Annotated in this window: 1 protein-coding gene; it reads right to left on the minus strand. The window is 76.8% G+C overall.

Translation table 11 applies throughout. The annotated features are described in order from the left end of the window. Positions 1 to 38: 38 nt before the first annotated feature. Positions 39 to 15,290, minus strand: a complete 15,252-nt coding sequence (locus ACIQ87_RS03495; RefSeq protein WP_402400871.1) for a type I polyketide synthase — start codon at positions 15,288 to 15,290, stop codon at positions 39 to 41. Between the last annotated feature and the right edge of the window lie 9 nt (positions 15,291 to 15,299).

A 15,299-nucleotide genomic window follows, 5' to 3' on the forward strand; every position in this document is an offset into this window, starting at 1 on the left:
CGCGCGCCCCGGCCGGACTGGCGGCGGGTCGGACGGAATCAGCTCGTCCGGGAGGTCAACCACTCACCGACCGCCGAGGCCACCGCCTCGACGTGCTGCTCCTCCATCATCGAGTAGTGGTCCCCCGGGACGTCCACGACGGTCTGCGCGGACTCCCAGTCGGACCTCCATTCGCGCTCCCCCCAACCGGTCATCGGCTCGGCGGCACGGACCAGCAGTGTGGCCGCCCCGACCGGGCTCGGCTCCGCCTCTTCCAGGAGCCGGAACCAGCCTCCCATGGCGGTCAGCCGGTCGTCGTCCATTGACGCGAACACCCCGTCCCGCTCCGCCATGCCGCCCATGAGCGCGGGCAGCAGCGGAGCCACCAGGTCACTGCCCGGCGCGTAGATGTCTAGCAGAACGAGCGCGACAGGGGGCACCCCTATCTCCTCCAGGTACCGGGCCAGGGCGTGCGCCAGGACCCCTCCGGAGGAGTGGCCGACCAGGACGACGGGCTCGCCCTGCGCCAGTTCGGCGGTCTGCTCGGCCAGCGCGCGCACCCCCGCCGCCAGCGTCGCCGGCAGCGGCTCGCCGCTGCCGAAGCCGGGGGCCCGCAGGGCCCCGACCCGGAACCGGTCGCCCAGCGCCGCGGCGAACCGGGCGTACTGGTGCGGGCCGGAGATCGCCGTCACCGACGGGCAGCAGACCACCACCGGCCGCCCCGCGCCACCGGACAGCCGCACCGGGGCCGGCAGCGGCCCGGCGAGCGCCGGGTCGGTGAAGGCGGGCCGGAACCCGGCGACGCTCTGCAGCATCGCCGCGAAGTCCGCGATCCGTCCGGACGCGACGGCCTGACGGAGCATCGGGGCCAGCGTGCCGGTCGCGGCGGCCGGCGGCGCGTCCTGCGGCACCTCGGCGGCGAGGTGCCCGGCGAGGGCCGCCGGGGTCGGGTGGTCGTAGATCAGCGCGGCCGGCAGCTCCCGCCCGGTCAGGGCGGTCAGCCGGTTGCGCAGCTCCACCGCGGTCAGCGAGGCGAAGCCCTGCTCCAGGAAGTCCCGGTCCGGGTCGACCGCGTCGCCGGAGCGGTGGCCGAGCGCCAGCGCGGCCTCCGTCCGGACGGTCTCCAGCAGGACGGCGTGCCGCCCGCCGGGGCCCGCCTCGGCCAGGCGGCGGGCCAGCGCCCCGGCCGCGTCCCTGACCGGCTCGGCGGACCGCGCCACCGGGTCGCGGTCGGCCGCGTCCGGACCGGCCAGGGCCGCCAGCAGCGGGACGGGGGCGCCGTCACGCAGGGTGCGGGCGAACCAGCTCCAGCCGTCCCCGGCGATCACCAGGCCGTGCTCGCCGAGGGTCACGGCGTGGCCGAGGACCGATGCCGCCTCGTCGACGCCGGGCGCCCGCCCGGTCGGCCCCTCCGAGCCGGTGTCGGCCAGGGCGACCGTCCGCAGCGGGACGTCCCCCTCGGCGCGGCCACGCGCGACCGCGTCCAGGTGGGCGCCGCAGACCGCGGCCACGGCCTGCCCGGCACCGCCCCACACCGACTCGCCCGGCAGGCAGACGACCTGCGTGGCGAGTCCGGGGCCGCCGGCCGGCAGCGCGGTGGCGGCGGCGACCGCCTCCGCCAGCGCCCGCGCGTCCAGGCCGTCCAGGGCGACCGGCTCGGCCGGGGCCACCAGGTGCAGCAGCACCTGCGCCGGGGTGTCGGCCTCGGCCGGCCCGGACACCGGCACGGCGCCGCGCTCGGTCAGCCAGCCGGCCAGCGCCTCGCGCCGGGCGTCGGCCGGGCCGGTGAGCAGCACCGGGCCCTGCGGCCGCCAGGTCGCGGCCTCGGCCGCCAGGCCGAGCGGGGCCGGCACCAGGCGGCGGGCGAAGGCCGCGGCGGACCGCAGCACCACCTCGTCCTCCCCGGTGCGCCCGGCCAGGACGGCCGTCAGCCACTCGCCGGCCAGGCCGTCCAGCCGCTCGGGCAGGTCGACCAGACCGCCCCAGCGCCGCGGGTGCTCGGCGGCGAACGCCCGGCCGAAGCCCCAGGTCAGCGCCTGGGCCGGGTTCGGCACCTCGCTCCGGCCGACCGCGACGGCGCCCCGGGTGGCGCACCAGAGCGGGGCGTCCACCCCGGCGTCGCCGAGGGCCTGGGCCAGCGTCAGGTTGAGCCCCAGTCCGCCCGCCACGGTGGGGACGGCCGGGTGCGGCTGCTCGTCGAGCGCCAGCAGGGACAGCACACCGCGCACCGGCGCCTCGCCGGCGAGCAGCTCGCCCAGGCCCGCCGCGACGGCGGCCCGGTCGGTGTCCTGCGGGTCCAGCACCGCGCCGAGCACGGTGGCGCCCGCGGACTCCAGCAGGCCGAGCAGGGCCGTCACCGGCTCGCTCTCGGCGGCCTCCGCGGGGGCCACCACCAGCCAGTTCCCCGCGAGTTCGGCACTCGGCCGGGCCGCCAGCGGCTGCCACTCCACCCGGTGGCGCACCGCCTCCGCGGCCGCCTGGCCGCGCCGGCGCCGGTGCCAGCCGGACAGCGCGGGCAGCAGCGCCCGGAGCGCCTCGCGGCCCTCGCCGTCGAGGTCGAGCGCGCCGCTCAGACCCTCCAGGTCGGTCTCCTCGACGGCCGCCCAGAAGCCGCCCTCGCCCGCGTGCGCGGCCTCCTTGGCGGCCTCCTCCGGGGCCTCCAGCCAGTACCGCTCGTGCTGGAAGGCGTAGGTCGGCAGGTCGACGAGCCGCCCGCCCCAGTCGGCGGCTATCGCCGGCCAGTCCAACGGGACGCCGTGGACGTGCAGTTCGGCCTGCGCCGTGGTCAGCGCGACCTCCTCCGGCCGGTCGGCGCGCAGCAGCGTCACCAGCAGGGCGTGGTCCGCGTCGGCGCCCAGGCAGTCCCGGGCGGCGGCGGTCAGGACACCGTCGGGGCCGAGCTCCAGGAACCGGCCGGCTCCCGCCTCGCGCAGGGCGGCGACGCCGTCCGCGAACCGGACGGCCGCGCGGACCTGCCGCACCCAGTACGCCGGGTCGGTGAGCTCCTCGCCCGCCTCGGCGCCGGTGACGGTGGAGACCACCGGGATGCGCGGGGCGCTGTACGTCAGGCCCTCCGCGATCCGGCGGAACTCCTCCACCATGCCGTCCATCAGCGGGGAGTGGAAGGCGTGGCTGACGTTGAGACGCTTGGTCTTCTCGAACTTCCCGGTGATGTCCAGGACTTCGGACTCGTCTCCCGAAATCACCACGGAGGTCGGGCCGTTGACGGCCGCGATGCTGACGTTCTCGGTGAGCAGCGGCAGGACGTCCGCCTCGGCGGCCTTGACCGCCACCATCGCGCCGCCCTCCGGCAGCGCCTGCATCAGCCGGCCACGAGCGGCGACCAGGGTGACGGCGTCGTCCAGTGACAGCACACCGGCGACGTGCGCGGCCGCGATCTCACCGATCGAGTGCCCGAGCAGCAGGTCCGGGCGCACCCCCCAGCTCTCCACCAGGCGGAACAGCGCCACCTCGACGGCGAACAGCGCCGGCTGGGCGTACTCGGTGCGGTCCAGCAGCCGCGAGTCCGTGCCGAACACGACCTCGCGCAGCGGGCGGGCCAGGTGGGCGTCGACCCGCTCGCAGACGGCGTCGAAGGCCGCGGCGAACACCGGGTGGGCCCCGTACAGCTCCCGGCCCATGCCGAGGCGCTGGCTGCCCTGTCCGGTGAACAGGAAGGCGGTGCGGCCCGCGGTGGTGCCGGAACCCCGGACCACCCCGGCGCCGCTGCCGTCGGCGACGGCGGCGAGGCCGGCCAGCAGCTCCGCGCGGTCGGTGCCGACCACCACCGCGCGGTGGAAGAAGGACGAGCGGTGCACGGTCAGCGAGCGGGCGACGTCGGCCTCCGTCGGCCCGGGCTCGGCGGCCAGGTGCGCGGCCAGCCGCTCGGCCTGCGCGCGCAGCGCGTCCGGCGTCCGGGCGGACAGCACCCAGGGCAGCACCCGGGCCGGGCCCCGTTCGGCCTCGGCGGGCGCCGGGCCCTGCTCCAGGATCACGTGGGCGTTGGTGCCGCTGACGCCGAAGGAGGAGACGCCCGCGCGGCGCGGTTCGCCGGTCTGCGGCCACGGCCGGGCCTCGGTCAGCAGCTCGACGGCGCCGGAGCTCCAGTCGACGTCCGGGGTCGGCTCGTCGACGTGCAGGGTCTTCGGCAGCACGCCGTGCCGCATCGCCATGATCATCTTGATCACGCCACCGACGCCCGCGGCGGCCTGGGAGTGGCCGATGTTGGACTTCAGCGAGCCCAGCCACAGCGGGTCCCCGGTGCGCCCCTGCCCGTACGTCTCCAGCAGGGCCTGCGCCTCGATCGGGTCGCCCAGCCGGGTGCCGGTACCGTGCGCCTCGACGACGTCCACCTGGGACGGCGTCAGCCGGGCGGCGGCCAGCGCCTGCTCGATGACCCGCTCCTGGGCGGGGCCGTTGGGGGCGGTGATGCCGTTGCTGGCGCCGTCCTGGTTGACGGCGGTGGCGCGGACGACCGCCAGCACCCGGTGGCCGTTGCGCACCGCGTCGGACTGGCGCTCCAGCAGCAGCATGCCCACGCCCTCGGACCAGCAGGTGCCGTCGGCCGCCGCCGCGAAGGACTTGCAGCGCCCGTCGGTGGCCAGGCCGCGCTGGCGGCTGAACTCGATGAACACCTGCGGGGTGGCCATCACCGTGACACCGCCGGCCAGGGCCATCGTGCACTCGCCGCTGCGCAGCGACTGGGCGGCCAGGTGCAGGGCGACCAGCGAGGAGGAGCAGGCGGTGTCCACGGTGACCGCCGGGCCCGACAGCCCCAGGGCGTAGGAGATCCGGCCCGAGGCGACGCTGCCGGTGGTGCCGGTGGCCAGGTAGCCCTCCACGTCGGCGGGGACGGCGGGCAGGGTGATCGCGTAGTCGTGGTACATCTTCCCGGCGAACACGCCGGTGGCGCTGCCCTTCAGCGTGGTCGGGTCGATGCCGGCCCGCTCGAGGGCCTCCCACGCCGTCTCCAGCAGCAGGCGCTGCTGCGGGTCCGTCGCCAGCGCCTCGCGCGGGCTGATGCCGAAGAACCCGGCGTCGAAGTGCCCCGCGTCGTACAGGAACCCGCCCTCGCGGGCGTAGCTGGTGCCCACGTGGTCCGGGTCGGCGTCGTACAGGCCCTCGGTGTCCCAGCCGCGGTCGGTCGGCAGCGGCGAGATCGCGTCGGTGCCCTGCGCGACCAGCTGCCACAGCTCCTCGGGCGTGCGGACGCCGCCCGGGTAGCGGCAGGCCATGCCGATGATCACGATCGGGTCGTCGTCCGCGTGCCGCGGCGCCGGGGCGACGGCGGCCGCCGGACGGGCACGCCCGCCGCCGGACAGCCGGGACTCCAGCCGGGCCGCCAGCTCGGCCGGGGTCGGGTAGTCGAACACGGTGGTGGCCGGCAGCCGCAGCCCGGTCGCCGCGCTCAGCCGGTTGCGCAGCTCGACCGCGGTCAGCGAGTCGAAGCCCAGCTCTCGGAACGCCCGGTTCGCCTCCACCGCGTCCGCGGACGCGTGGCCCAGTACGGCGGCCGCCTGGCCGCGCACCAGGTCGAGCAGCAGCCGGGCCCGGTCCTGCCCGTCGAGGTCGGCCAGCCGCTGCTGGAACGCCGAGGCCTCGCCGGTCCCGCCCGCCGCGGCGACCGTACGGCGCAGCGGCGTACGCACCAGGCCGCGCAGCAGCGGCGCGAGGGCCCCCGCGGCGGCCTGACCGCGCAGCGCGGCCGAGTCCAGCCGCATCGGCACCAGGAGCGGCTCCACGCCCGCCCCGGCCGCGTCGAACAGCGCGAGCCCCTCGGCCGAGGACAGCGGGGCGACACCGCCCCGGCTCATCCGGCGGACCTCCGCCTCGTCCAGCGCGCCGGTGAGCGTGCTGCGCTCGGCCCAGAAGCCCCAGGCCAGCGAGACGGCGGGCAGGCCGTTCGCCCGGCGGTGGTGCGCCAGCGCGTCGACGAAGGCGCTCGCGGCGGCGTAGTTCGCCTGGCCGGCGTTGCCGAGCAGGCCGACCGCGGAGGAGAACAGCACGAAGGAGTCCAGGTCCAGGTGGGCCGTCAGCTCGTGCAGGTGCTGGGCGGCGTCCGCCTTGGGCCGCAGGACGTGGTCCAGCCGCTCCGCGGTGAGCGAGTCCAGGACGCCGTCGTCCAGCACGGCCGCCGCGTGCACCACGGAGGTGAGCGGGTGCTCGGCGGGGACGGCGTCCAGGACGGCGGCGAGCGCCGCGCGGTCCGCGACGTCGCAGGCCGTGACGGTCACCTCGGCGCCCAGGCCGGTGAGTTCGGCGCTCAGCTCCTCGGCGCCGGGCGCCGCCGGGCCCTGCCGGCTGAGCAGCACCAGGTGCCGGGCGCCGTGCTCGGTCACCAGGTGGCGGGCCAGCAGCGAGCCCAGGGTGCCGGTGGCACCGGTCAGCAGGACGGTGCCCTCCGGGTCGAGGACGCGCCGGGGCTCGTCCGCCCCGGCGGGCACCCGGGCGAACCGGGGCGCCAGCACCTCACCGGCGCGCAGGGCGAGTTGGGGCTCGCCGGTGGCGACGGCGGCGGGCAGCGCGGCAGCGGAGACGGCCGTGCCGTCCAGGTCCGCCAGGACCAGCCGGCCGGGGTTCTCCGTCTGCGCCGAGCGCACCAGGCCCCAGACCGGGGACTGGGCCAGCGCCGGGACGTCCTCGTCCGGGCGGGTCGCGACCGCCGCGCGGGTGAGCACCACCAGGCGGGCCGCCTCGAAGCGCTCGTCCGCCAGCCAGGAGTGCAGCAGGGCGAGGGTGTCGCCGGTGCTGCGCCGCAGGCCGTCCAGCAGCGGGTCGTCGGCGCCGGTGGCCACCGCGGCCACCACCACGGACGGCAGCTCGGCGCCGGCGTCGACGGCCTCGGCCAGCTCGGCCAGGTCACCGTAGCGGCGCGCCGAGGCGGCCCACTCCCCCTCGACGGCGCCCAGCAGCGCCAGTTCCGCCGCGGGGGTCGCGGCGGGCAGCGGCACCGGCGTCCAGTCGACCCGGAACATCGAGTCCTGGAAGGCGGATTCGGCGGCCATCGCACGCTCGGCCAGCGGGCGCAGCACCAGCGAGCCGACCGCCGCGACCGGACGGCCCTCCTCGTCGGCCAGCTCCAGCGCCACCCCGTCCGCACCGGTCGGGGTGAGGCGCAGCCGCAGGGCCCCGGCGCCGGTGGCGAACAGCGTCACGTCCGTCCAGGCGAACGGGAGCCGCCCGGCGGCGAGGTCCCGGGTCGCGTCGCCCAGGCCCGCCGCCTGCAGTGCGGCGTCGAGCAGGGCGGGGTGCAGGCCGAAGCGCTGGGCGTCGCCCTGCTGGTCCGCCGCGAGGGCGACCTCGGCGAACACCTCGGAGCCGCGCTGCCAGACGGCCCGCAGGCCGCGGAACGCCGGACCGTAGGCGAAGCCGAGGTCGGCCAGGGTGTCGTAGTACCCGTCCACCGGCACCGGCTCGGCGCCCTGCGGGGGCCAGACGGCCAGGTCGAACTCCGGCACGACGGCGCCGCGGAACAGGGCGCCGGTGGCGTGGCGGGTCCACGGCTCGTCGGGCGCCGCGTCCTCGGCGCGGGAGTAGACCTCCACCTCGCGGCGGCCGTCGGCGTCGGGCGAACCGACCACCACCTGCACCGCCACGCCACCCTGGGCGGGCAGCACCAGCGGCGCCTCCAGGGTCAGCTCCTCCAGCACGTCACAGCCGGCCTGGTCACCCGCGCGAACGGCCAGCTCGACGAACGCCGTGCCGGGCAGGATCACCGTGCCGGCCACGGCGTGGTCGGCCAGCCACGGGTGCGTCTGCACCGAGAGGCGGCCCGTGAAGACGTGCCCGTCGCGGTCGGCCAGTGCCACCGCCGCGCCCAGCAGCGGGTGGTCGGCCGCACCCAGACCGGCGGACAGCACGTCACCGATGCCGCGCGTGCCCGGCTTCGGCCAGTAGTGCTCGTGCTGGAAGGCGTAGGTGGGCAGGTCCACGCGGCGGGCCGTGGGGAACCGGGCGGCCCAGTCGACGGTGGCGCCGTTGGCCCAGGCCTCGGCGAGGGCGGTCAGGAAACGCTCCCGGCCACCGTGGTCACGACGCAGGGTGCCCTGGACCGTCGCCTCGGCGCCGGTGGCGTCGATGGACTCCTGGATGCCGACGGTCAGCACCGGATGGGCACTCACCTCGACGAACTGCGAGTGACCGGACGCGAGGAGAGCCTCGACGGTGCTCGCGAACTCCACCGTCTGGCGCAGGTTGCGGTACCAGTAACCGGCGTCCAGCGCGGCCGAATCGATGACCTCATCGGTCACGGTGGAGTGGAACGGCACCGCCGGAACACGCGGGGCGACCGGGGCCAGCAGCTCGGCCAGGCGGGCCTCGATGCGCTCCACGTGCGCCGAGTGCGACGCGTAGTCCACCGCGATCCGACGAGCCCGGATCTCCTGCCCGGTGCAGTACTCCACCAGCTCGTCCAGGGCGCCGGCATCGCCGGAAACCACGACGGAGTTCGGGCCGTTGACGGCCGCGATCGAGATTCCCTCACGGCCGGACAGCAACTCGCGAACGCTCTCCACCGGCAGCGGAACGGACACCATGCCACCCAGGCCCGACAGTTCGATGATCGCCTGACTGCGCAGCGCCACCACCAGCGCCGCGTCCTCCAGCGACAGCGCACCGGAGACAGCAGCGGCGGCAATCTCGCCCTGCGAGTGACCCACCACCGCCGACGGCTCCACACCATTCGCACGCCAGAGAGCAGCCAGCGACACCATCACGGCGAACAGCACCGGCTGGACCACGTCCACCCGCTCCATCCACCCGCCGTCCTCACCCGAGACGACCTCCAGCAACTCCCAATCCACATGCGGAGCAAGCGCCTTGGCACACTCCTCCATCCGCGAACGGAACACCGGCTCGTCCGCCAGCAGTTCGCGGGCCATGCCCAGCCACTGCGACCCCTGCCCCGGGAACACGAACACCGGACGCCCCGAACGCACCCGCCCGGACACCACGCCCGCACCCGGCAGACCGTCCGCCAGCGCACCCAGGCCCGCCAGCAGCGCCTCCCGGCCCTCGCCGACCACCACGGCCCGGTGCTCGAACACCGCCCGCGAGGACACCAGCGAGAAACCGACATCCGCCGGCCGCTCCTCCACGACCACCGCCAACAGCCGCCGCGCCTGCTCCCGCAGCGCCGCCTCACTGCGACCCGACAGCACCCACGGCACCACACCATCGGCAACCGACTCCTCGTCGGCTGCCGCGGCCTCCTCCGCCGGCGCCTGCTCCAGCACCACATGGGCGTTGGTCCCGCTCGCGCCGAAGCCGGAGACACCCGCGCGGCGCGGTTCGCCGGTCTCGGGCCAGTCCCTGGCCTCGGTGAGCAGCTCGACGGCGCCCGCCGACCAGTCGACGTGCGGGGTGGGCTCGTCCACGTTGAGGGTGCGCGGCAGCACGCCCTCCCGCATCGCCATCACCATCTTGATGACGCCGCCGACACCCGAAGCCGACTGGGTGTGGCCGATGTTGGACTTGAGGGAGCCGAGCCACAGCGGGTCGCCGCCGCGCTCCTGGCCGTACGTGGCCAGCAGCGCCTGGGCCTCGATCGGGTCGCCGAGGGTGGTGCCGGTGCCGTGCGCCTCGACCGCGTCGACCTGACCGGGGGTCAGTCGGGCGTTGGCGAGGGCCTGGCGGATGACGCGCTGCTGCGCGGGGCCGTTGGGGGCGGTCAGGCCGTTGCTGGCACCGTCCTGGTTGACGGCGGAGCCGCGCACCACCGCGAGCACGGGGTGCCCGTTGCGCCGGGCGTCGGACAGGCGCTCCAGCAGGAGCATGCCCGCGCCCTCGCCCCAGCCGGTGCCGTCGGCAGCGGCCGCGAAGGGCTTGCAGCGGCCGTCGGCGGCCAGGCCGCGCTGGCGGCTGAACTCGATGAAGGGGCCGGGCAGCGGCATCACGGTGACGCCGCCGGCCAGGGCCAGCGAGCACTCGCCCTGGCGCAGCGACTGGGCGGCCAGGTGGAGCGCCACCAGCGAGGAGGAGCAGGCGGTGTCGACGGTCACCGCCGGGCCCTCGAAGCCCAGCGTGTAGGAGATCCGGCCGGACATCACACTGGCTGCCGTACCGGTGAGCATGTAGCCCTCGGCGCCGCCCTCGCTGTTGGTCAGCACCGTGGTGTAGTCCTGGGTGGACCCGCCGGCGAAGACGCCGGTCGCGGTGCCGCGCAGCGTGCCGGGGTCGATTCCGGCGCGCTCCAGGGTCTCCCAGGTGACCTCCAGCAGCAGGCGCTGCTGCGGGTCCATGGTGACGGCCTCGCGCGGGGAGATGCCGAAGAAGCCCGCGTCGAAGAGGCCGGCGTCGTGCAGGAAGGCGCCTTCGCGGCAGTAGCTGGTGCCGGGCTGGTCGGGGTCGTCGGCGTAGAGCGCCGCCAGGTCCCAGCCGCGGTCGGTGGGCATGCCGGTGACGGCGTCCCGGTCTTCGGTGACGAGCCGCCACAGGTCCTCGGGCGAGGCGACCCCGCCGGGGAAGCGGCAGCCCATCGCGACGATGGCGATCGGCTCGTCGTCGGCGGCCGCCGCGCTGGTGGCCCGGGCCTGGTCCTGGTCCGCGCCGAGGGTCTGGGCGCGCAGGTAGCCCGCCAGGGCCGCCGGGGTCGGGTAGTCGAAGACCAGCGTGGTGGGCAGCTTCAGGCCGGTGGCGCTGCCGAGGCGGTTGCGGATCTCCACCGCGGTGAGCGAGTCGAAGCCGAGTTCGCGGAAGGCGCGCACGGGGTCGACGGACTCCGGTCCGGCGAAGCCGAGGACACCGGCGGCCTGGGCGCGCACCAGGTCGGTCAGGACGCGTTCCTGGTCGGCGGCGGACAGTCCGGCGAGCCGGCGGCGCAGCGCAGACTGCTCGGGCACCTCGGTGCCGGGCTCGGCGGTGCCGGTGCCCGCGCGCAGGGCGCGGACCTCCGGCAGGTCCTCGATCAGCGGGCGGCGGCGGGTGGCGGTGAAGGCGGGCTGGAAGCGCTCCCAGACGACGTCGGCGACGGCGAGGAAGGTCTCGTCGAGGTCGAGGGCCTGCTGGAGGGCGGCGACGGCCAGCTCCGGCGCCATCGCCGGGACGCCGCGGCGGCGCATGGCCTCCCCGGCGGGGCCGTCCGCCATCCCGCCGTCGGCCCAGGCACCCCAGGCGACCGAGGTGGCCCGGACGCCGGCCGCGCGCAGCCGTTCGGCGAAGGCGTCGAGGAAGGCGTTGACGGCGGCGTAGGCGCCCTGGCCGCCGCCGCCCCAGACGCCCGCGTTGGAGGAGAACAGGACGAAGGCGTCCAGTTCGGTGCCGGTGAGCGCCTCGGCCAGGTTGCGGGCGCCGGCGATCTTGGCCTCGGCGAGCTCCTGGAGGTCGGCGGGCCGCAGGTCGGCGAGGGCGCCGGTGCGGCCGAGGCCGGCGGCGTGCAGCACCGCGCGGATCGGCGCGCCCTCCAGGGCGAACCGCCCGACCAGGGCGTCCACGGCGGCGCGGTCGGCGGTGTCACAGGCGACGACCGTCACCTCGGCGCCCGCCGCGCGCAGTTCGTCGGCGAGTTCGGCGGCGCCCGGGGCCTCGGGGCCCCGGCGGCCGGCCAGCACCAGGTGCTCGGCGCCGTTGGCGGCCAGCCAGCGGGACACGTGGGCGCCGACGGCGCCGGTGCCGCCGGTGACCAGCACGGTGCCGCGCGGGCGCCAGGCCCGCTCGGCGGACACCTCGGCGCCGGGGGCGCGGACCAGTCGGCGGGCCAGCACGCCGGTGGCGCGCACGGCCAGCTGGTCCTCCTCGTCCTCGGCCGCGAGCACCGCGGCGAGTCGGGCGGCGGCGCGGTCGTCGGGGTCGGCGGGCAGGTCGACCAGGCCGCCCCAGCGCTCGGGCTGCTCCAGGCCGAGCACCCGGCCCAGGCCCCAGACCTGGGCCTGGGACGGGTCGGCGGGGCCGTCCGCGCCGCCGGTGCGGACGGCCCCGGTGGTGGCCGACCAGAGCGGGGCGTCCAGGCCCGCGTCGGCGAGCGCCTGGACCAGGGCGACGGTGCCGGCCGTCCCGGCCGGGACGAGCGGGGCGTCCGGGTGCGGGCGGTCGTCCAGCGGCAGGAGGGAGAGCACGCCGGCCCAGCGGGCCGGCTCGGCGGCGCCGTCCCCGGCGGCCCCGGCGGCCTCGGCGAGTTCGGCGGCGAGCAGCGCCGCGAGGCGCCCGCGGTCGGCGGTGGCGTCGGCGGTGACCCGGCGCACCCGGGCGCCGGCCGTCTCCAGGGCGCGCTGGGCCGCGTCGGCCCACGCGGTCCCGGCGGCGGGCTCGACGAGCAGCCACCGGCCGGTCAGCCGGGGCCGGCCCTGGGCGGTGACGGGCTTCCAGGCGATCCGGTAGCGCCAGCCGTCCACCGTGTCGGCCTGCTGCCGGCGGCGGCGCCAGGCCGCGAGGGCGGGCAGCACGGCGCTCAGCGGGTCCTCGCCGTCCACGGCCAGGGCGGCGGTCAGTTCGGTCAGGTCCCCGCGTTCGACGGCGGACCAGAAGCCCTGGTCGGCGGCGGACTCCGGGGCCGTGCCGGGCAGGGCGGCCGGAGCCGGGACGTCGAGCCAGTAGCGGCGGTGCCGGAACGGGTAGGTGGGCAGTTCGCACGGGGCCAGGGCGCGTCCGTCGAACGGCGCGGTGCGCCGCACCGGCACGCCGTGCGCGTGGACGGCGGCGAGCGAGGCGAGGAAGCGCTCCGCGTCGTCCTCGTCGCGGCGCAGCGAGCCGAGGATCGCGGCCTCGGCGCCGATCCCGTCGAGGGTCTCCTCCATGCCGGTCACCAGCACGGGGTGCGGGCTGACCTCGAGGAAGGCGCCGTGGCCGTGTTCGGCCAGGCTGCGGACGGCCTGCGAGAACTCGACCGTCTGCCGCACGTTGCGGTACCAGTACTCGGCGTCCAGCGCCGCGGTGTCCAGGAGGCCGCCGGTCACCGTGGAGTAGAACGGGACGTCGCAGGAGCGGGAGGTGACCTCGGCGCCGATCGCGAGCATCTCCTCGCGCATCGCCTCGGTCTGCGGGGAGTGGGCGGCGTAGTCGATCGGGAGGAGCTTGGCGCGGACGTCGAGCGCCTCGCACTCGGCCGCGAGCTCGGCCAGCGCGGCCGGGTCGCCGGCGACGACGACGGTGCGGGGGCCGTTGACCACGGAGAGCTGGAGCCGGTCGGTGCGCTCCCCGATCAGCTCGCGCATCCGCTCGGCGCCCTCCGCCACGGCGAGCATGCCGCCGAGGCCGGAGAGCCGGGACAGCGCCGCGCTGCGGGCCGTCACCAGCCGGGCGGCGTCGGCGAGGCTGATCGCGCCGGCCACGCAGGCCGCGGCGATCTCGCCCTGCGAGTGGCCGACCACCGCGGCCGGCTCCACGCCGTACGAGCGCCACAGGTCGGCGAGCGCGACCATCACGGCGAACAGGGCGGGCTGGACGATGTCGATCCGGTCGAGCGGGGGCGCGCCCTCGACGCCGCGCAGCACGTCCTCCAGCCGCCAGTCCACGTGCTCGGCGAGGGCCGCCGAGCACTCGGCGAGCCGGGCGGCGAACACCGGCGAGGAGTCCAGCAGCCCGACCGCCATGCCGGGCCACTGCGAGCCCTGGCCGGGGAAGACGAAGACGGCCTTGCCGGCCGCGGCGCCGCGGGCCGTGCCACGCACCAGGGCGGGGTGTTCCTCGCCCTCGGCGAGCGCGGCGAGGGCGGCGAGCGCGCCGTCGCGGCCGTCGGCGAGCAGGACGGCCCGGTGCTCGAAGGCGCCGCGTCCGGCCGCCAGCGTCCAGGCGACCCGGTCGGCGTCCAGCTCCGGCCGGTCCGTCAGGTGGTCGTGCAGCTGCCGGGCCTGCTCGCGCAGGGCGTCCGCACCGCGGGCGGACAGGAACCAGGGGGTCGCCCGGGTGGTCAGCGGCGGGCGCTGCGGCTCGCCGGAGGCCGGTTCCCCGTCCGTGTCCTGGGCGGGAAGCTCGGCCGGGGCCTCCTCGATGACGGTGTGGGCGTTGGTGCCGCTGAAGCCGAAGGAGGAGACGGCGGCCCGGCGGACCCGCTCGCCGGCCGGCCAGGGGCGGGCCTCGGTGAGCAGCTCGACGGCGCCGGAGGCCCAGTCGATGTGCGGAGACGGCTGGTCGACGTGCAGGGTGCGCGGCAGCTCGCCGTGCCGCAGCGCCATGACCAGCTTGATGATGCCGGCGACGCCGGCGGCGGCCTGGGTGTGGCCGATGTTGGACTTGATCGAGCCGAGCCAGAGCGGCGCCCCGCCCTCGCCGCGCTCCTGCCCGTACGTGGCGAGCAGGGCCTGGGCCTCGATCGGGTCGCCGAGGGTGGTGCCGGTGCCGTGTGCCTCGACGGCGTCGATCTGGTCCGGGGAGAGCCCGGCGCCGGCCAGGGCCTGGCGGATGACGCGCTGCTGGGAGGGGCCGTTGGGGGCGGTGAGGCCGTTGCTGGCACCGTCCTGGTTGACGGCGGAGCCGCGGACGACGGCGAGCACGGGGTGCCCGTTGCGCCGGGCGTCGGACAGCTTCTCCAGCAGCAGCACGCCGGCGCCCTCGCCCCAGGCGGTGCCGTCGGCGCCCTCGGCGAAGGCCTTGCAGCGGCCGTCGGGGGCGAGGCCGCGCTGACGGCTGAACTCGACGAAGGTGTCCGGGGTCGACATCACGGTGACGCCGCCGGCCAGCGCCAGCGTGCACTCGCCGCTGCGCAGGGCCTGGGCGGCCAGGTGGACGGCCACCAGCGAGGAGGAGCAGGCGGTGTCGATGGTCACCGCCGGGCCCTCAAGACCGAGGGTGTAGGCGACGCGGCCCGAGACGACGCTGCCGGCGGTGCCGGTGCTCAGGTAGCCCTCGACGCCCTCGGGGACGGTGAACAGGCGGCTGGCGTAGTCGTGGTACATCACGCCGCTGAACACGCCGACCCGGCTGCCGCGCACGGCGGCGGGGTCGATGCCGGCCCGCTCGAAGGCCTCCCAGGAGGTCTCGAGGAGCAGCCGCTGCTGCGGGTCCATCGCGGTCGCCTCGCGGGGGCTGATCCCGAAGAACTCCGGGTCGAACTGGGCCGCGTCGTGCAGGAACCCGCCCTCGCGGGTGTAGCTGGTGCCCGAGCGGCCGTGTTCGGCGTCGGCGTCGTACAGCGCGTCGGTGTCCCAGCCGCGGTCGGCGGGGAAGCCGGTGATCGCGTCGGTGCCGTCCGCGACGAGCTGCCACAGCTGCTCGGGGGTGCGGACGCCGCCCGGGTAACGGCAGCCCATCGCGACGATGGCGATCGGTTCCTGCTCGCCGGACTCGACCTCGCGCAGGCGGCGACGGGTCTCGTGCAGGTCGGCGGTGACCCGCTTGAGGAAGTAGCGGAGCTTCTCTTCGTTCATGACGTTCTGTCCCAATCGAGCGAC

It is taken from the genome of Kitasatospora sp. NPDC096204 (assembly GCF_044763205.1).
GTDB lineage: Bacteria > Actinomycetota > Actinomycetes > Streptomycetales > Streptomycetaceae > Kitasatospora.